Source organism: Streptomyces albiflavescens (assembly GCF_014645835.1).
Lineage (GTDB): Bacteria > Actinomycetota > Actinomycetes > Streptomycetales > Streptomycetaceae > Streptomyces > Streptomyces albiflavescens.
Genome location: NZ_BMMM01000017.1, coordinates 92,682 through 109,615, shown reverse-complemented (window position 1 = coordinate 109,615; position 16,934 = coordinate 92,682). Strand labels below are relative to the sequence as shown.

Below are 16,934 nucleotides of genomic sequence, written 5' to 3'. Positions count from 1 at the left end.
CACGAAGGCCGTGCCCCTCCCGGAGAGGAAGGGCACGGCCGACGGCGTACAGCTGGTGCGACGGGCTTACACGTCGTAGTACAGCTCGAACTCGTGCGGGTGCGGGCGCAGCTGCAGCGGGGCGATCTCGTTGGTGCGCTTGTAGTCGATCCACGTCTCGATCAGGTCGGACGTGAAGACGTCGCCCGCGAGGAGGAACTCGTGGTCGGCCTCGAGGCGGTCGAGGACGGCCGGCAGCGAGGTCGGGACCTGCGCGACGCCCGCGTGCTCCTCAGGGGCGAGCTCGTAGAGGTCCTTGTCGATCGGCTCGGCCGGCTCGATCTTGTTCTTGATGCCGTCGAGGCCGGCGAGGAGCAGCGCCGAGAAGGCCAGGTACGGGTTGCCGGAGGAGTCGGGCGCGCGGAACTCGACGCGCTTGGCCTTCGGGTTCGAGCCGGTGATCGGGATACGCATGGCCGCGGAGCGGTTGCGCTGCGAGTACACCAGGTTGACCGGGGCCTCGAAGCCGGGGACCAGGCGGTGGTACGAGTTCACCGTCGGGTTCGTGAAGGCGAGCAGCGACGGGGCGTGCTTGAGGATGCCGCCGATGTAGTAGCGGGCGGTGTCCGACAGGCCCGCGTAGCCGGCCTCGTCGTAGAACAGCGGGGAGCCGCCCGACCACAGAGACTGGTGGACGTGCATGCCCGAGCCGTTGTCACCGAAGATCGGCTTCGGCATGAAGGTCGCGGTCTTGCCGTTGCGCCAGGCGACGTTCTTCACGATGTACTTGAAGAGCTGGAGGTCGTCGGCCGCGGCGAGCAGCGTGTTGAACTTGTAGTTGATCTCGGCCTGGCCGGCGGTGCCCACCTCGTGGTGCTGGCGCTCGACCTGGAGGCCGGAGGCGGCCAGCTCCAGGGAGATCTCGGCACGCAGGTCGGCGAAGTGGTCGACCGGCGGGGTCGGGAAGTAACCGCCCTTGTAGCGGACCTTGTAACCCCGGTTGTCCTCGATGGCACCGGTGTTCCAGGCGCCCGCCTCGGAGTCGACGTGGTAGAAGGCCTCGTTCGACTTGGTCTCGAAGCGCACGCTGTCGAACACGTAGAACTCGGCCTCGGGGCCGAAGTACGCGGTGTCGGCGATACCGGTCGACGCGAGGTAGGCCTCGGCCTTCTTCGCCACGTTGCGCGGGTCACGGGAGTACTGCTCGCCCGTGATCGGGTCGTGGATGAAGAAGTTGATGTTGACCGTCTTGTCGCGGCGGAAGGGGTCGACGCGCGCGGTGGACAGGTCGGCGCGAAGCGCCATGTCGGACTCGTGGATGGCCTGGAAGCCGCGGATCGAGGAGCCGTCGAAGGCCAGCTCCTCGGCCGGGTCGAAGGCCTCCGCCGGAATCGTGAAGTGCTGCATCACACCCGGCAGGTCGCAGAAGCGGACGTCGACGAACTTGACGTCCTCGTCCGCGATGAACTTCTTGGCCTCGTCGGCGTTCTGGAACATCCAGCTCCTCCTACTCCCGCCCACAGTGGACCGGGGTGGTAGTTCGTTCGTGCGGCCAGTGCGGTGGCACACGCTGCAGCCGACCTTAGGGACGGGGGATTTCTCAAGCGTGACCCATTTGTTTCGCCCAAGTTAACCGACCTGGGCCGGTCCGGCCCCTCCTGTCCGCATGCCAAAACGGGCGCAGTACCGTGGACGGGTGGACAACAGGCAAGCAATCGGATCGTGGCTCTCCGGACCCCGCGCGGCGGCGGAGGAAGCCGGTGTCGACTTCGGATACCGGGGCGAGCAGCTCGGTCTGCCGGAGCAGGGACCGGGCTCGATCGCCCGCCCGGGGCGCCGGTTCGGCGCCCTCGCCGTCGACTGGGGCCTGTGCCTGCTGATCGCATACGGGCTGGTCACGGACAGCTATAACCGGGCGGCCCAGGTCTGGGCGCCGCTCATCCTCTTCGTGCTGATCGTCCTCACGGTCGGCTCGCTCGGCTTCACCCCCGGAAAGCGGCTCTTCGGCCTGCGGGTGGTGTCCCTGGGCACCGGTCGCGTCAACCCGCTGCGCGCCCTGCTGCGTACGATCCTGCTGTTCCTCGCCGTCCCGGCCCTGATCTGGGACCGCGACGGCCGCGGCCTGCACGACCGTGCCGCAGGCACGGTCGAGGTCCGTATCTAGAGAGCGTCTCTAGAGAGCGTCCGTATCCAGAGAGCGTCCGTACGACTCCTGAGAGGGTCCCTACGACGAAGGGGGCGCCCGGAGAATCCGGGCGCCCCCTTTCGAGTAGGAGGGATGTCAGCGGCCCTTCGGACCGCCGCGCGGCATCCGCATGCCCTTCGGCATCGGACCCTTGGGAAGCGGCATGTTGCTCATCAGGTCGCCCATCGCGCGCAGCCGGTCGTTGGTCGCGGTGACCTGCGGGCCGGTGAGGACGCGCGGCAGCTTCAGCATCGTCGTCCGGAGCTTCTTGAGCTCCACCTGGCCCTCGCCGGTGCCCACGAGAATGTCGTGCACCGGAACGTCCGAGACGATCCGCGCCATCTTCTTCTTCTCGGCGGCCAGCAGGCTCTTCACCCGGTTCGGGTTGCCCTCGGCGACCAGCACGATGCCGGCCTTGCCGACCGCCCGGTGCACCACGTCCTGGCTTCGGTTCATCGCCACCGCGGGGGTGGTGGTCCAGCCTCGGCCGACGTTGTCGAGAACGGCCGCGGCCGCGCCCGGCTGTCCCTCCATCTGCCCGAAGGCGGCTCGCTCGGCCCTGCGCCCGAAGACGATCGCCGTCGCGAGGAAGGCGAGCAGGAGGCCGAGAATGCCGAGATAGACCGGGTGGCCGATCAAGAAGCCGATCGCGAGGAAGACACCGAGGGTGAGAATTCCGACAGCCGCGAGTACAAGACCGATCTTGGGGTCGGCCTTGCGGGTCATCTTGTAAGTCAGGGCGATCTGCTTGAGTCGCCCGGGTTCAGCAGCGTCCGCTGCGGTTTCCTTCCTCGCCATGCGACGAAGTCTACGTGGCCCGGGAGGGGCGGACGACGGCAGTACCGGGAGAGCGGCCCGCGGTACCGGGGGGAGCGGCGCTCACGAACGCGTCGCGACGGCTTCCAGTACGCGCTGTGCCTCGACCCTGTCCTTGGCACGGCGGCGGTCCTCCAGGACGGAGGTCCAGGCATTGCGGCGGGCGGTGCGCTGACCGCTGCTCATGAGCAGCGACTCGACGGCACGGAGTGCATCGGTGAACGACGGAATGGCGGTGGCGCGTACGGGCGCGGCCTGCATGATGGAGGTCCCCCCTCGGGATCGGCGGCTCTGGCTGGGACGGGTACGTGGCGTAAGACCAGGGTCACTGATTGGTGTTACCAGGGCGTGACCGACCGGTCAAACACCAATGAAACCTTGATGTGGCGGGCGCGCACGTTGATGTGCTCCAAACGGCGTCCCCATCTGCGGGGACGGCCGGGACCGCGTCGAACGGGCCGAAGTGAGGGGGGAGTTGCTTGTGTGCCGATTCACACACAAGCGGTGGCACTGAGTGCCACCGCTTGTGTTGTCCGGCGTGTCGGACCGCCTCGGTCCTACGACGTCCCGGACCGGTCGTACGGGCGTCCCGGACCGGTCGTACGTCGTCTCCAGACGGCCTGCGAGGCTACGTCGTCTCAGACGGCCTGCGAGGCGATGTAGGCGCCCCGCTTCTCGACGGCCATCTGGTAGAGCCGCCCGGCGCGGTACGAGGAGCGGACCAGCGGGCCCGACATGACGCCGGAGAAGCCGATCTCCTCGGCCTCCTCCTTCAGCTCCACGAACTCCTGCGGCTTGACCCAGCGCTCCACGGGGTGGTGGCGCACGGAGGGGCGCAGATACTGCGTGATCGTGATGAGCTCGCAGCCCGCCTCGTGCAGCTGCCGGAGCGCCTCGCTGATCTCCTCGCGGGTCTCGCCCATGCCGAGGATCAGGTTCGACTTGGTGACCAGGCCGTAGTCGCGGGCCTCGGTGATGACCTTGAGCGAGCGCTCGTAGCGGAAGCCGGGGCGGATGCGCTTGAAGATCCGCGGAACCGTCTCGACGTTGTGCGCGAAGACCTCGGGACGCGAGGAGAAGACCTCGGCGAGCTGGTCGGGCTCCGCGTTGAAGTCCGGCGCGAGCAGCTCGACCTTGGTGCGGCCCGCCTCGCGGCCGGCCGTCTGGGCGTGGATCTGGCGGACCGTCTCCGCGTACAGCCAGGCGCCGCCGTCCTCCAGGTCGTCGCGGGCGACGCCGGTGATGGTGGCGTAGTTGAGGTCCATGGTGACCACGGACTCGCCCACACGCCGCGGCTCGTCACGGTCGAGTGCCTCGGGCTTGCCGGTGTCGATCTGGCAGAAGTCGCAGCGCCGCGTGCACTGGTCGCCGCCGATCAGGAAGGTGGCCTCGCGGTCTTCCCAGCACTCATAGATGTTGGGGCAGCCCGCCTCCTGGCAGACCGTGTGCAGGCCCTCGCTCTTCACGAGGCTCTGCATCTTCGTGTACTCGGGGCCCATTTTCGCCCGGGTCTTGATCCACTCGGGCTTGCGCTCGATGGGGGTCTGGCTGTTCCGGACCTCCAGGCGCAGCATCTTGCGTCCGTCGGGTGCGACTGCGGACACATCGGCTCCCTGTAGCTTCGATTCTTCGGCGTACACCAGGGTACGCCCGTGCGGTTCCTGCTCCCCGGGGTGGGCAACCTTCGGGAACGGGGGTGCATTCCCGGGGCCGAAAAGGCCCTAGGCCGACGTCCGCTCCACCACCCGTGGCTTCAGGTCCGCGTTCTCCAGGACGTCCCGGAGGTGCTTCTCGGCCACCGGGAGAACGTCCCCGATGGTCACGTCGCGGCCCAGCTCGTTCGCGAGGGAGGTGACGCCCGCGTCGCGGATCCCGCACGGGATGATGCGGTCGAACCACGCGTTGTCCGGATTCACGTTCAGGGCGAAGCCGTGCATGGTGACGCCCTTGGCGACGCGGATGCCGATGGCGGCGATCTTGCGGTCCTCGCGGCGCTGGCCCGCGTTGGACGGCGCGTACTCCGGACCGTTCAGCCGCGGGTCGAACTCCTCGTCCTGCAGGCGCGGGTCGAAGTCGAGGGAGAGCCCGCCGAGCGAGGGGCGCTGCTCGACCGGGTCACCGAGCACCCAGACCCCGCTGCGGCCCTCGACGCGGGTGGTCTCCAGGCCGAACTCCGCACACGTACGGATAAGTGCCTCTTCCAGGCGGCGTACATGTGCTACGACATCCACCGGCCGGGGCAGCTTCTGGATGGGATAGCCCACCAGCTGGCCCGGGCCGTGCCAGGTGATCTTGCCGCCGCGGTCCACATCGACGACGGGCGTGCCGTCGAGGGGGCGCTCGTTGTCCGCCGTGCGCCGGCCCGCCGTGTAGACCGGCGGGTGCTCCAGGAGCAGACAGGTGTCAGGGACCTCGTCCAGGAAACGGGCGGCATGCACACGGCGCTGCTCGTCCCACGCCTCCTGGTACTCGACGGCCTCGGCACCGAATCCCATGCGGACGAACCGCAACTCACTCACGGCAAGCGCCTCCCTAGAAGCCCTTCAGAAACCCTCGTAAGGCACGTAACGCGCCCACGCCACTGTACGTCCGGCCGAAACTCGTCAGCCCTGCGGCCAATCCTCACACGATCGGATGAATGAACGTCGAAGTGTGCGATGAGGTACTTACGCTCCGCTACATTCGCGCCGTTCACGAGGCCATAAGGGCTGCTCACAGGCAATCCGGGCACCGAGCGGCCTCGGGGAGGCGTAAGCGCGCGCTCACACCTCCCCGAGTCGACTTGGGGGTCCGAAGGCAGGAGACCGCACCGCAGATGACGGAACGACCCGCGCAGCGCACCCCCAACCGCCAGCTCGCCGCGCTCATCGCAGAAGCGGGGTTCTCCAACGCAGGTCTCGCCCGTCGCGTGGACCAGCTCGGCCTCGAACACGGACTTGACCTCAGATACGACAAGACATCGGTGACACGGTGGCTGCGCGGGCAGCAGCCCCGCGGGACCACGCCCGCGCTCATCGCCGAGGTGTTCACCCGACGTCTCGGCCGTCGGCTCACCGCGCAGGATCTCGGACTCGACGCGTGCGCCCCGGTGTACGCCGGTCTGGAGTTCGCCGCCACCCCCGAGGAGGCCGTCGACATCGTCAGCGGGCTGTGGCGCAAGGACTCCGGCAGCCATGCCGAACTGCGCAAGATCGCCTTCACCCCGGCGGGGCTCGTCGTCCCGAGCCGGGACTGGCTGATCGGGCGGGCCGACGACCGGGTCGGCCGCGGCGACCCGGGGCCCTCGCGCATCCCCGCGCAGGGACGCCCCGCCGTGCCCCGGCAGCGCAGCCAGACCGAGCGCGGTCCCGGCCAGAAGGTCACCGGCGGCGACATCGCCGCGCTGCGCTCGGTGGGCGAACTCTTCCGCGCCCTCGACCACGCCTACGGCGGCGGCCACGCCCGCCAGGCCCTGGTCCGCTATCTGGAGCACGAGGCCGAGCCGATGCTGCGCGGCGCGTACGGGGAGCAGACCGGGCGGCGCCTGTTCGCCGCCGCCGCCGACCTCACCCGGCTCGCCGGCTGGACCTCGTACGACATCGCCGCGCACGGACTCGCGCAGCGGTACTTCGTCCAGGCGCTGCGGCTCTCGCAGGCGGCCGGGGACCGGGCGTACGGCTCCTATGTGCTGGTGACGATGAGCCGGCAGGCCGTCTACCTGGGCCACGGACGGGAGGCCGTGCAGCTGGCGCGGGTCGCCCAGCAGGGTGTCGGATCAGCGGTGCCGCCCGTGGTGCAGGCACTGCTGCACTCCGTCGAGGCGCGCGGGCACGGGGTGCTGGGGGAAGTGCGGGCCTGTACGGCGTCCCTCGTCCGCGCCGAACGCGCGCTGGAGACGTCCCGGTCCGGCGACGAAGTCCCCTACTGGGCGCGGTTCTTCGACGAGGCACAGCTCGCCGACGAGTTCGGGCACTGCCACCGCGACCTCTCGCAGTTTCGCGCCGCGGCGCAGCACGCCGAGCGCTCGCTGCAACTGCGGGCGCCCGGCTATGCGCGCAGCCGGCTGTTCTGCCGCGTGGTGCTCGCCTCGGCACGGCTCGGGCTCGGGGAGCTCGACCAGGCCTGCCAGTTGGCGGCGGAGGCCGCCGGGCAGGCGGTGGAGATGCGGTCGGTGCGGGCCATCGAGTACGTACGGGACTTCGAGCGCCGCCTGGAGCCCTACAAGGACGCGGCGCCCGTACGCGGATACCGGGACAAGGTGGCGGCGCTGGCCTGAGGCCGAGGCGGCTCAGGCCGCGGCGGTCTCCAAGGGTTCCTCCCACGGGGTCGGCCGGGCGCCCAAGTCCCTCAGAAGGGCGTGGGCGGCCCGGCGCGCCGAGTGGAGCGCCCCCTGGAGGGTGCTGGTGTCCCGGTGGTCGCCGCACACGTACAGGCCCGCCAGCAGCCGTACCGGGCGGCGCACGTCGTGCGGCGGTGGCATCGCCGGGACCGCCTCCGGCTCGTGGTGGACCGCGAGGAGTTCCCAGCGGGCGGTCGACGTCCCGTAGAGGCGGGCCAGTTGGGCCCGGACCGTCGCGTCCAGGTGCGCCGCGGCCGGTGGCATGCCCAGCACGGTCGAGGAGATGAGGACGCGGCCCGCGGGAGCCCGCGTGGGGTCGACCTGGCTGATGACCCCGGTGTGCGCCACCGGGCCGCTCCGGTCGGCGTCCAGGAGCAGCGCCGGTTCGGCGAGCGGGGGCTCGTCCGTGGTGTGGTGCAGGACCGTCACCGGGTGGAAGGCGGGAACGCGCAGACCCGGCAGCAGTTCGGCGGCGGCGCGGGCCCCGGTCGCGAGCAGGATGGCACGACAGGTGAGTTCGCCGTGGTCCTTCGTCGTCACGGCGGTCGTGGAGACCGCGGTGACCTGGACGCCCGTATGGACCGTGCCCGGCGGCAACTCGGCCGCGAGAAGCTCGGGGAGAGTGTCCGCACCGCCCTCCGGCAGACACAGGCGGCCGGTCGCGAAGGAGTGCAGGGCGAGGTCCGCGCAACGGCTCGACGTCTGCAGGGTCGGATCGCACAGAAGCGCGGCGAGCAGGGGGCGCAGGAAACCGTCGACCGTGCGGGCCGGGAGGCCCCGGGTGGTCAACGACTGGGCGGCGGTGCGGTCGGGGCGTGCGAGGAGGCCGTCCGGTGGCGTGGTGGCGAGGCGGGCCAGGGCGGCGGTGAGACGCGACTGGTCGAGCGGGCCGCCGAGGGGGCCGGGGCGTGGCGCTCCACGCTGAGGGCGGGCCAGGGGGAGCCGGGGGGCGCTCGCGAGGGCGCGTGCGGTGGTGAGTGCGCCCCTTGCGCTCCGGGGGGTGGTGGGGGCGGCGGCACGATGGTGGTGGCCGTCGCTGTGGAGCAGGACGCCCGGGGAGAACGTGCGCAGGGTCAGGGCGTTCAGGCCCGGGGTGCGGCGCAGTTCGGGATACGAGGTGGACAGGAGCCGGCCCACTCGGTCCAGCCGGAAGCCGTCGACCTTCTCCGTGGACATTCGGCCGCCGACGTTCGGGCCGGCTTCCAGGACGGTGGTGGTGAGACCCGCCCTGGTCAGATGCAGGGCGGCCGCGAGGCCGGCTACTCCGGCTCCCACGATGACGACGTCCACGTCTTCCGCGATCTCCGCGATGTCCGCGGCTTGGCGTGCGGGCTCTAGCACGTGCCCCTCCTCGAGGTTGCGCGGCCGGTGGGGACGTCATGCCCCCAACAGGCGTCGGGGATACCCGAGTTCGGGTCGAGGGTGTGGCGTGTCGGCAGCGGGGGGAAGTCGCGTGGCGGGCGTGCACGGGCGCATGGGGGGTGCATGTACCTGTCCGGCGGGGGGTGGGGGTGGGTTTTCTCGCCCCCTCCGCCCCTGCCCGACCCGACCGGGGCTCAGCCCCGGACCCCGTTCGCGCAGTTCCCCGTGCCCCTTTTCAGGGGCGCGGGGAACTGCGCGATCTTTTGGCGGGGGTCTGGGGGCGCAGCCCCCAGGGGACGGGAATGGGCAGGGGCGGAGGGGGCGAAAGAACCTCTCAGCCCAGGGCCGCCCGCAACGCCCCCTCGATCGACGGGAACGCGAAGGTGAAGCCCGACTCCACGAGGCGGGTCGGCAGGACGCGCTGGCTGCCGAGGATGTCGCCGGCCATGTCGCCGAGAGCGAGGCGGAGGAGAGGGGCCGGCGTGGTGAAGAGGGTGGGGCGGTTCAGGACGCGCCCCATCGCCTCGGTGATCTCACGGTTGGTCAGGGGATCGGGGGCTGTCACGTTCACCGGCCCCGACAGTGTCTCCGTGTCGATGATGTGCCGAATCGCGGCCACTTCGTCATGGAGGGAGACGAAGCTCCAGTACTGGCGACCGTCCCCCATCCGCCCGCCGACACCCGCCTTGAAGAGTGGGAAGAGCTTCCCCCAGGCCCCACCCTTGCGGGCGACCACCAGCCCCGTACGGGCGAAGGCGGTGCGGATGCCCGCCTCCTGGGCCGCGCCCGTGGCCTCCTCCCACTCCACACACAAGGAGGGAAGGAACCCGTCCCCGGGCGGAGCGGACTCGTCCACCGCCCGCTCACCCGTATCGCCGTAGAAGCCGATCGCACTCCCGTTCACGAACACCCGCGGCGGCTCGTCAAGGGACGCCACCGCCTCGGCGAGCGTCGCCGTCCCCAGCACCCGGCTGTCCCGGATCTTCCGCTTGTACGCCTCCGTCCAGCGCCGCGAAGCAACTCCCGCCCCCGCGAGATTGACCACCGCGGCACAGCCGATGAGCCCCGCCGCGTCGATCCGTTGCGCCTCCGGGTCCCACTGGACCTCGTCCTTCGCGCGAGGCGCACGGCGTACGAGACGGACCACCTCGTGTCCGTCCGAGGCCAGGGAGCGCGCCAGCGCCGAGCCGATCAGGCCGGACGCACCGGCGATCGCGATGCGGGAACCGGGGGGAAGGGGTGAGTCGCTCATGGGTCCATCCTGCCCGGGCGGCCGGGAAAATCGCGGGACGGGCCCCCGTATGGCCGCCGTACAGTGATCCGCATGTCAGCTCCGTACATACGCACCGCCACCCTCGAAGACGAGGACGCGCTCGGCCGCCTCGACCGCGACACCTGGTCCCCGGTGCATGCCGTCATGCCACGCCCGCGGCCGCCGTACGAGCCCTTCTACAGCGATCGGTTCGGCCCGCGGGACCATCTCGTCGCCGAGATCGACAACACGGTGGTCGGCTACATCCGGTTGGGATTTCCGACCCCCCTCGCCTCCAACGCCCATGTGCGCCAGATCCAGGGACTCGCCGTCGCCGAGGAGGCGCGCGGCGCCGGGGTCGGACGCGCGCTGCTGCGCGCCGTACAGGACCAGGCCCGCCGACAGGGCGCCCGGCGCATCACGCTGCGCGTCCTCGGGCACAACACCCCGGCACGCAAGCTGTACGAGTCCGAGGGGTTCGTGGTGGAGGGGATCCTGCCCGAAGAGTTCCTGCTGGACGGTGAGTACGTGGACGACGTACTCATGGGGCGCTCTCTCTGATCAGCCCTCACGTCGTGGCGCCGGTCGATCCGTGCGCGCCGCCGGGGACGCCTGTCGGGGAGCCCGGTCAGCCCTTACCGTCGGCGAGCAACGGGCCCATTCCGCCCATGAGTTGACGTAGGCAGCGGACCGCCAGCTCGGCGGGCGAGCCCGGGCCCTCGACGGCCGCGTCCGTCTCCGCCCAGGTCTCCAGGGCGACCCGGATCGCGTCCGTGGCCGCGGCGGCGGCGAGGCGCGCCTGCACCGGGTCCGCGTCGGCGCCGGCCAGCCGGGCCACCACCGGGATCAGCCGCTCCTCCGACTCCTGGTTCACCCGGTACCAGACGGCCCGCAGCGCCGGATCGTCCACGGCGGCCCGCAGGAGCGCGCGGGTCTGGTGCAGGCCCTCCGCCGCGTGCTCGTCCGGGGCGCACAGCGCCTCCTCGATCGCCTTCTCCAGGGCCTGGGGCACCGCCGTGCCCGGCTCCGTCGCCGCGAGCAGGGCGCGCCAGCGGTCGCCGCCGGCGGCGAGCAGCGGGCCCACGGCGTCCTGCTTGTTGCGGAAGTAGCGGTAGAAGGTGCGCAGCGCGACCCCGGCGCGGCGGGCGATGTCCTCCGCCGTGGTGCCGTCCGGCCCGTACTCCGTGAAGAGTTCGGCGGCGGCGCGCGCGATGTCGAGCTGGGTCGCCGCCTTGCGGCGCTCGGTCAGGGACAGGGCGGGGGGCTCGGGCGCGCGGGACGGCTGGCGGTTCACGGGAGAAAGCGTACGCCCGAGCAGTGTGCGGGAGCACATTTCGCCGTGATGGCAAAACGTGTCACATCGACGTACTGTGTAAGCGTATCGAGCAGGTCGACGTCGGGACACCCCGCGCCGACCGCTCTGAGAGACCGGTGAGACGCCGGTAGTGCGTCGGTAGTGCGTCGGTGCGACGCGGGAGTGCGCCGGAACGCTGTCGTGAACGCGCCGAACGCTTTCGTGAGAGTGCCGGTACACCGCCGTGAGAGCGCCGGTACCGCGCCGGGAAGACTGGGAGAGCCACACCATGAACCGCTATGCAGGACGTCGCGTGATCGTCACCGGAGGCGGCTCCGGAATCGGCCAGGCCACGGTGTTGCGCATGCTGGCGGAGGGCGGCCGGGTCGTCGCCGCCGACGTCAGCGAGGCCGGACTCGAGGACACCGTCGCCAAGGCGGGCGCCGACACCGGACGGCTCACCACCGTCGTCGTGAACGTCGCCGACGAGGTGTCCGTACGGGACGGAATCACTCAGGCCACAGGCGCCCTGGGCGGGCTCGACGTGCTCGTCAACGCGGCCGGGATCCTGCGCTCCGGGCACACCCATGAGACGACGCTCGCCGACTTCACCAAGGTCATCGCCGTCAACCTGACCGGCACCTTCCTGATGATCCGCGAGGCGATACCGCATCTGCTGCACGGTGAGAGCCCCGCCGTCGTCAACTTCAGCTCCACCTCGGCGATGTTCGCGCACCCGTACATGGCGGCGTACGCGGCGTCCAAGGGCGGCATCCAGTCCATGACGCACGCCCTGGCGAGCGAGTACAGCAAGCAGGGCATCCGCTTCACCGCCGTACAGCCCGGTTCGATCTCCTCGGGGATGACCGACGGCTCCGGCGCCAGCGGGCAGAGCCTCGGGCCGGGGCTGCCGGAGGACACCGACTGGAGCCTGTTCGGCAAGCTGGCGCCGGCGCTCGGCGAGGGCTTCGCGGGCCCCGAGGCCGTCGCCGGTGTCGTCGCGATGCTCGCCTCGGAGGACGGCAGGTTCATCACCGGCACCGAGGTCCGCATCGATGGCGGCACCCACTTCTGAGGCCTAGGAGGTGACGAGGTCGCCCGTGTCGACCGGGGCGGTGGCGTTCGCCGCCCGCCGGGCGTCGCCCCCGACCTCGTCCGCCGTCAGGACGTAACCCGTCTCGTCGTCCGAGGTCGAGCGGGCGAAGACGACGCCGTACACCTTGCCGTCGGTGGTGAGGAGGGGGCCGCCCGAGTTGCCGGGGCGGACGGTGGAGCGGATCGAGTAGATCTCGCGGGTCACGGTGTCCGTGTTGTAGATGTTCTGGCCCGTCGCGTCGATGCGGCCCGCGACGGTGGCCGCCTGGAGGTCGAGGCCGCCGTCCTGCGGGTAACCGGCCACGACCGCCGAGTTGCCGCGCGTGGCACTGTCGTCGAATCCGAGGACGGGCGCCCGCAGACCCGGGACGTACAGGACCGCGACGTCCTTCTGCGCGTCGAAGAGCACGACCCTGGCCTCGTACGAGCGGCCCACGCCGCCCACGCGGACGGTCGGCCGGTCGATGCCCGCCACGACATGGGCGTTGGTCATCACGTGCTCGGACGTGTAGACGAAACCGCTGCCCTCACGGCCCTGGTTGCCGGCGACGCCCTCGACCTTCACCGTGCTCAGTTTGGCGGCGTTCGTCGCGCTCACCGTGACGCTGTCCCCGGAGGGCTTCGCGACGCCCGCCGTCGGCTCGTTCTCGAACGGGTTGAAGACCTGTGGGAAGCCCGCCTCCGTGAGCGCGGAGGTCGCGCGGGAGAACCAGGTGGGTGTGGTCTCCGGCATCGCGTTCTGCACGGCGCCCAGCAGCGCCGAGTTGCGGATCGACTGCGTCACCACGGTCGACGAGGACGCGCCCAGGACGCTCGCGGCCACCCAGGCCACCAGCAGCACGGCCACCGTGTTCGCCGCGGCCCCGCCGATTCCGTCGGCCACCCGCAGCGGCCCCCGGTCCAGCTCGTGGCGCAGCTTCAGGGCCAGCCGCCCCGCCAGTTCGTGGCCCACCACCGCGGGCACCAGCACCGTGAGCACGGCCGTCACCGTCGCCGCCTGGGTCCCCGCCCTGACCAGGTCCATCATCCACGGCAGCACCCATACGCCGATGACGGCGCCGCCCACGAAACCCGCCAGCGAGACACAGCCGGCGACCAGGCCGCGGCGGTAGCCCGACGCCGCGTAGACCAGGATCACCAGCATCAGCAGGAGGTCGAGCACGTCCACGGAGCCGCCTTTCTCTCGGGCCCCTTAGTACGCGCGGGGCAGGCTCAGTGATCAGGCACGCACGCGTGGCGCCGCGAAAACGGCCACACGTGCGTGGACCTGTAAAAACGTCCCGGACCCGGACGATGGTTCCACCGGGTGGCAGAGCACACATCGCGGATGGAGCGGATCGGGGCCAGGGTGGGTCCATGCGTGTCTTCCGGAAGACGCGGGGGGCACGAAGCCGGGGTGCGGGACGCGTGTCGCGTGCGGCCCGAGGGCGCCGGGCGCGTGATTCCCGCGAGGCTCGCGCGCTGCATGGAGCCCGGGTGCCGTGGGGTGTACGGCGGTCGGGGACGGGGCGGCCGCGGCTTTCGTGGGAAGCGCGGGTCCCATGGTCCGGGCGAACGGTGCGATGGACGTGGGCGTCGTGGTGTGTGCGGCTTTCGCGGGGGGTTCGGGCGACGTCGTCGGGGCGGGCCGTGCGATGGGCACGGTTCCCGTGGGGCGAGCGGATGCCGCGGACGGTCCTCGTGGCGCTCGGCTGTGTGCCCGGGCTGGCCGCCGTGCTGGCGCTGGTGATGTGCGCGGTCGGGGTGGACCGCACGGGGGCCCGAGCCGCTCGGCCGCCGGTCGCCGCGCGGCCTGCCGCGGCCGCGCACCCGGCGGCCCGGCCGACCATCCTGCCGCGCACGCGATGGCTGGACACCGCGAGCGCGCACGCCCAGCCGCCGCCCCGCTACGACGACCGGGTCGTCGCGGTCTTCGTCCACCACACCGACTCGCCCAACGGGTACGACTGCGCCGACACGCCCCGCATCATCCGCTACCTCTACGCCGGCCAGACCGGCGCCCGGCAGTGGGACGACATCGGCTACAACTTCCTCGTCGACCGCTGCGGAACGATCTACGAGGGCCGCGCGGGCGGCATCGACCGGCCCGTCACCGGGGCGCACACGCAGGGCTTCAACCATCGGACCACCGGGGTCGCGGCGATCGGGACGTTCACGGCGGGGACGTCGGTGCCGCGGGCGATGACCGAGGCGATTGCCGCGCTCGCGGCGTGGAAGCTCGGGTTGTCCGGGGTTGATCCGCGGGCGACGGTGCGGTTGGTGTCCAGCAACAGTCTCAGTCGGTTCCACGCGGGGGCCGATGCCGTGCTGCCCACCGTGGCGGGTCACAGCGAGGCGTTCATGACCAGCTGCCCCGGTGCGGCGCTGGCGGCCCGCCTCCCGGAGATACGGGACCGAGCGGCCCGCCTGCAGGGCCGGTGAGTTTCTTCGAACAACGACACAGCCATACCGAAGCCGGCTCACAGACTCCCCAGAGCCGTGCCTCCTACGGTCGTCGTACGCACTGACTGGAGGTGGGGATCATGAGGAGCAGTCGGATGGAAACCACGGAGAAGACGCCCGGTTGGGCAAAGGCCGCGCGCAGCCCCTGGACGGTGGTCTGCGCGGTGGCGACGGTGGTCCTGGGCCCGGCGGCCGTCACGGCGTCCGCCTTGGACCAGGCCAACGCGGCACCGCCGTACCACGCCGTGCGGGCCGACCAGACGCAGGCGTACATCCCCGCGGACATCAGCCGCCGACGGGCAGCAGTATGAACCGCGGGAAGGGTCGTGTCACGAGTCGTGTCACGAGTCGTGTCACGAGTCGTGGGACGAGTCGTGGGCCGGGTCGTGTGACGGGCCGTGTGACGGGCCGTGACGTGGGCCCGCACCACCGACGCGGCATCACCCCTTGAACCGCTCCCACAGCTTGGGATACCGCTCCGCGATGACCGACTCGTTCTCGAAGTCGAGCGCCGTGCCCTCGGGCTCCGCGGTAGCCGGCGGGATGCCCAGGTCGGGGGCGACGGCCCCGGTGAGCTGTTCGTACGCCTCGTCCGCCGCGTAGCCCAGTTCCTCGCCGTCGCCGTCGATCTCCTCGTCGAAGTCCTCCAGGAGTTCGGCGAGCGCGTCCGGGTCGTGCACCGCGCCCTCGTAGATCTCCCGGCCCTGGCCGATCAGCCAGCACCGGAAGAAGTCGAACGCGTCGTCGCTGGCGCCGTCGAGCAGCACCCAGGCCGCGCCCCACAGGTCCCAGCGGTACGCGCGGTTGTAGCGGGCCTCGAAGTGCCGGGCGAAGTCGAGGACCATGTCCGGTTCCAACTGGACGAGCCGCTCGACGAGCAGGTCGGCCTGTTCCTCGGGGTCGCCCTCGGCGGCCTCGCGGGTCGTGTCCACCAGCTCCCAGAACTCCGTCTCGTCCATCACGGGTCAAGCATCGGGCCTGGACGGGAGCGACGCACGTGGAGTGGCGCAGATTGTTATGCGTGCACATGCCGAAGGTAAAACCACCGGGTTCGTACGCATTTCAAGGGGGCGGTCACTCGGCACCGACGCCACAGTCGCCGGTCTTCAGCATGCGGTCACCCGTAGAGCGCGGCCAGCCGGGCCGCGTCCTGCGCGAAGCGCCTCCGCAGCGCCGCCGGGGCGAGTATCTCCACCTCCGGCCCGAGGGCCGTGAGCTGCGTATGGGCGACCTCTTCGGACTCGACGGGAAGCGTGACGGTCACCCATCCCCTGGTGTCGGGGGCACCGGGCGCGTCCAGGGCCTCCTTGGCGGACGTGGGATCAAGAACGTACGGCAGGCGTCGTGCACCGTCCGGGGACAGCCGGACGACGACCTCCGCCCGCAGGATGGACCGGGCGAACTCCTCGGCCCGCTCCTCCCAGAATCCGGGCAGGTCGAACCCGTCGTCCCGTCGGAAGCGCTCCTCGTCGAGGTCGACCGCGGTGAAGCGGTCGATGCGGTACACCCGGAAGGAACCGGCCTCCGGCACGCGCGCGCACAGGTACCAGACCCCCGCCTTCAGTACGAGCCCGTACGGTTCGAGCGCGCGCTCCACCTCCGCCTCGCCCCGCCGGTAGCGCGCGACGATCGGCCGGTCGTCCCACACCGCGTCCGCGACCGCGGGCAGCAGCTCGGGTGTCTCGGGCTCGCTGAACCAGGCGGGCGCGTCCAGATGGAACCGCTGCGCCGCCGTCCGCGAGGCGTCCCGCAGGGAGGGGAGAAGGGCCGCGGACACCTTCAGCCGGGCCGCCGAGGCCGTGTCCTCCAGCCCCATCTCGCGCAGCGCCCCCGGCACCCCGCTCAGGAACAGCGCCTCCGCCTCACTGCGCGCAAGGCCCGTCAGCCGCGTCCGATATCCCCCGACCAGCCGATACCCCCCGGCCCGTCCCCGGTCCGCGTACACCGGAACCCCCGCCTCCGAGAGCGCCTGCGCATCCCGCGTGATCGTCCGCTCGGACACCTCGAGCTCCCGCGCCAGCTCTGCGGCGGTCATCGACGGCCGCGACTGGAGCAGCAGCACCATCTTGATCAGGCGGGCAGCGCGCATGGGTTCATGATGCAGGGCACCACTGACAACGAAGAGACGTGTGCACGGCGGCGAAGAGGCGCACACGACGGCGAAAGGGCGCGCAAGACGGCGGAGGGGTAC

The 16,934-nt window shown here is 71.1% G+C and carries 17 protein-coding genes; 6 read left to right on the top strand and 11 right to left on the bottom strand.

Features of this window, described 5'->3' with window-relative positions:
* Positions 1-66: 66 nt before the first annotated feature.
* Positions 67-1,476 carry a type I glutamate--ammonia ligase gene (glnA, locus tag IEY95_RS36590; RefSeq protein WP_189190503.1) on the bottom strand — a complete coding sequence of 470 codons (1,410 nt, stop codon included), beginning with the start codon at positions 1,474-1,476 and terminating at the stop codon, positions 67-69.
* 199 nt (positions 1,477-1,675) lie between these two features.
* Between glnA and IEY95_RS36585 the strand changes: the two genes are divergently transcribed.
* Entirely contained in the window at positions 1,676-2,143 is a 468-nt protein-coding gene (locus IEY95_RS36585) for an RDD family protein (RefSeq protein ID WP_189190502.1), read from the top strand.
* Between the two features lie 117 nt (positions 2,144-2,260).
* Here the strand turns inward: IEY95_RS36585 and IEY95_RS36580 are convergent, their stop codons facing one another.
* The 4 genes from IEY95_RS36580 to lipB all read right to left on the bottom strand — a co-directional run bounded on the left by IEY95_RS36580 (position 2,261) and on the right by lipB (position 5,499).
* Positions 2,261-2,962 carry a DUF4191 domain-containing protein gene (locus IEY95_RS36580; RefSeq protein WP_189190501.1) on the bottom strand — a complete coding sequence of 234 codons (702 nt, stop codon included), beginning with the start codon at positions 2,960-2,962 and terminating at the stop codon, positions 2,261-2,263.
* An 81-nt stretch (positions 2,963-3,043) separates the two neighbouring features.
* Positions 3,044-3,241, bottom strand: a complete 198-nt coding sequence (locus IEY95_RS36575; RefSeq protein WP_189190500.1) for an SCO2195 family GlnR-regulated protein — start codon at positions 3,239-3,241, stop codon at positions 3,044-3,046.
* Between the two features lie 377 nt (positions 3,242-3,618).
* Positions 3,619-4,584, bottom strand: coding sequence for a lipoyl synthase (lipA, locus tag IEY95_RS36570; protein ID WP_189190499.1), 966 nt, complete (start codon positions 4,582-4,584; stop codon positions 3,619-3,621).
* A gap of 117 nt (positions 4,585-4,701) precedes the next feature.
* Positions 4,702-5,499: a lipoyl(octanoyl) transferase LipB gene (gene lipB, locus IEY95_RS36565; RefSeq protein WP_189190498.1), complete on the bottom strand. Its 798-nt coding sequence runs from the start codon at positions 5,497-5,499 to the stop codon at positions 4,702-4,704.
* Between the two features lie 296 nt (positions 5,500-5,795).
* Here lipB and IEY95_RS36560 point away from each other — a divergent pair, with 296 nt between their 5' ends.
* Positions 5,796-7,235 carry an NsdA family TPR-like regulatory protein gene (locus tag IEY95_RS36560; protein WP_189190497.1) on the top strand — a complete coding sequence of 480 codons (1,440 nt, stop codon included), beginning with the start codon at positions 5,796-5,798 and terminating at the stop codon, positions 7,233-7,235.
* A 12-nt stretch (positions 7,236-7,247) separates the two neighbouring features.
* Here the strand turns inward: IEY95_RS36560 and IEY95_RS36555 are convergent, their stop codons facing one another.
* Both IEY95_RS36555 and IEY95_RS36550 read right to left on the bottom strand, forming a co-directional pair.
* Complete coding sequence (locus IEY95_RS36555) at positions 7,248-8,639, bottom strand: NAD(P)/FAD-dependent oxidoreductase (RefSeq protein ID WP_189190496.1); 1,392 nt, start codon at positions 8,637-8,639, stop codon at positions 7,248-7,250.
* Positions 8,640-8,994: 355 nt separating this feature from the next.
* The gene (locus IEY95_RS36550) at positions 8,995-9,912 is read right to left on the bottom strand and encodes a TIGR01777 family oxidoreductase (protein ID WP_189190495.1); all 918 of its coding nucleotides are present in this window, start codon (positions 9,910-9,912) and stop codon (positions 8,995-8,997) included.
* A gap of 72 nt (positions 9,913-9,984) precedes the next feature.
* Between IEY95_RS36550 and IEY95_RS36545 the strand changes: the two genes are divergently transcribed.
* A complete protein-coding gene (locus IEY95_RS36545; RefSeq protein WP_189190494.1) occupies positions 9,985-10,473 on the top strand; it encodes a GNAT family N-acetyltransferase in 489 nt (162 codons plus the stop codon).
* A gap of 67 nt (positions 10,474-10,540) precedes the next feature.
* On the opposite strand, the gene IEY95_RS36540 is transcribed toward IEY95_RS36545, so the two are convergent.
* On the bottom strand, positions 10,541-11,245 hold the full coding sequence (locus IEY95_RS36540) for a TetR/AcrR family transcriptional regulator (protein WP_189190493.1): 705 nt from the start codon (positions 11,243-11,245) through the stop codon (positions 10,541-10,543).
* 250 nt (positions 11,246-11,495) lie between these two features.
* On the opposite strand from IEY95_RS36540, the gene IEY95_RS36535 reads away from it, so the two are divergent.
* Positions 11,496-12,281, top strand: coding sequence for an SDR family NAD(P)-dependent oxidoreductase (locus IEY95_RS36535; RefSeq protein WP_189190492.1), 786 nt, complete (start codon positions 11,496-11,498; stop codon positions 12,279-12,281).
* A gap of 3 nt (positions 12,282-12,284) precedes the next feature.
* On the opposite strand, the gene IEY95_RS36530 is transcribed toward IEY95_RS36535, so the two are convergent.
* Positions 12,285-13,469: a MarP family serine protease gene (locus IEY95_RS36530; protein WP_189190491.1), complete on the bottom strand. Its 1,185-nt coding sequence runs from the start codon at positions 13,467-13,469 to the stop codon at positions 12,285-12,287.
* A 494-nt stretch (positions 13,470-13,963) separates the two neighbouring features.
* On the opposite strand from IEY95_RS36530, the gene IEY95_RS36525 reads away from it, so the two are divergent.
* Both IEY95_RS36525 and IEY95_RS36520 read left to right on the top strand, forming a co-directional pair.
* The gene (locus IEY95_RS36525) at positions 13,964-14,722 is read left to right on the top strand and encodes a peptidoglycan recognition protein family protein (RefSeq protein WP_189190490.1); all 759 of its coding nucleotides are present in this window, start codon (positions 13,964-13,966) and stop codon (positions 14,720-14,722) included.
* A 101-nt stretch (positions 14,723-14,823) separates the two neighbouring features.
* On the top strand, positions 14,824-15,054 hold the full coding sequence (locus IEY95_RS36520) for a hypothetical protein (RefSeq protein WP_189190489.1): 231 nt from the start codon (positions 14,824-14,826) through the stop codon (positions 15,052-15,054).
* Positions 15,055-15,183: 129 nt separating this feature from the next.
* Here the strand turns inward: IEY95_RS36520 and IEY95_RS36515 are convergent, their stop codons facing one another.
* Together IEY95_RS36515 and IEY95_RS36510 are read right to left on the bottom strand one after the other, a co-directional pair.
* A complete protein-coding gene (locus IEY95_RS36515) occupies positions 15,184-15,702 on the bottom strand; it encodes a DUF4240 domain-containing protein (protein WP_189190617.1) in 519 nt (172 codons plus the stop codon).
* Between the two features lie 158 nt (positions 15,703-15,860).
* Positions 15,861-16,832 carry a helix-turn-helix transcriptional regulator gene (locus tag IEY95_RS36510; RefSeq protein WP_189190488.1) on the bottom strand — a complete coding sequence of 324 codons (972 nt, stop codon included), beginning with the start codon at positions 16,830-16,832 and terminating at the stop codon, positions 15,861-15,863.
* Positions 16,833-16,934 lie beyond the last annotated feature (102 nt).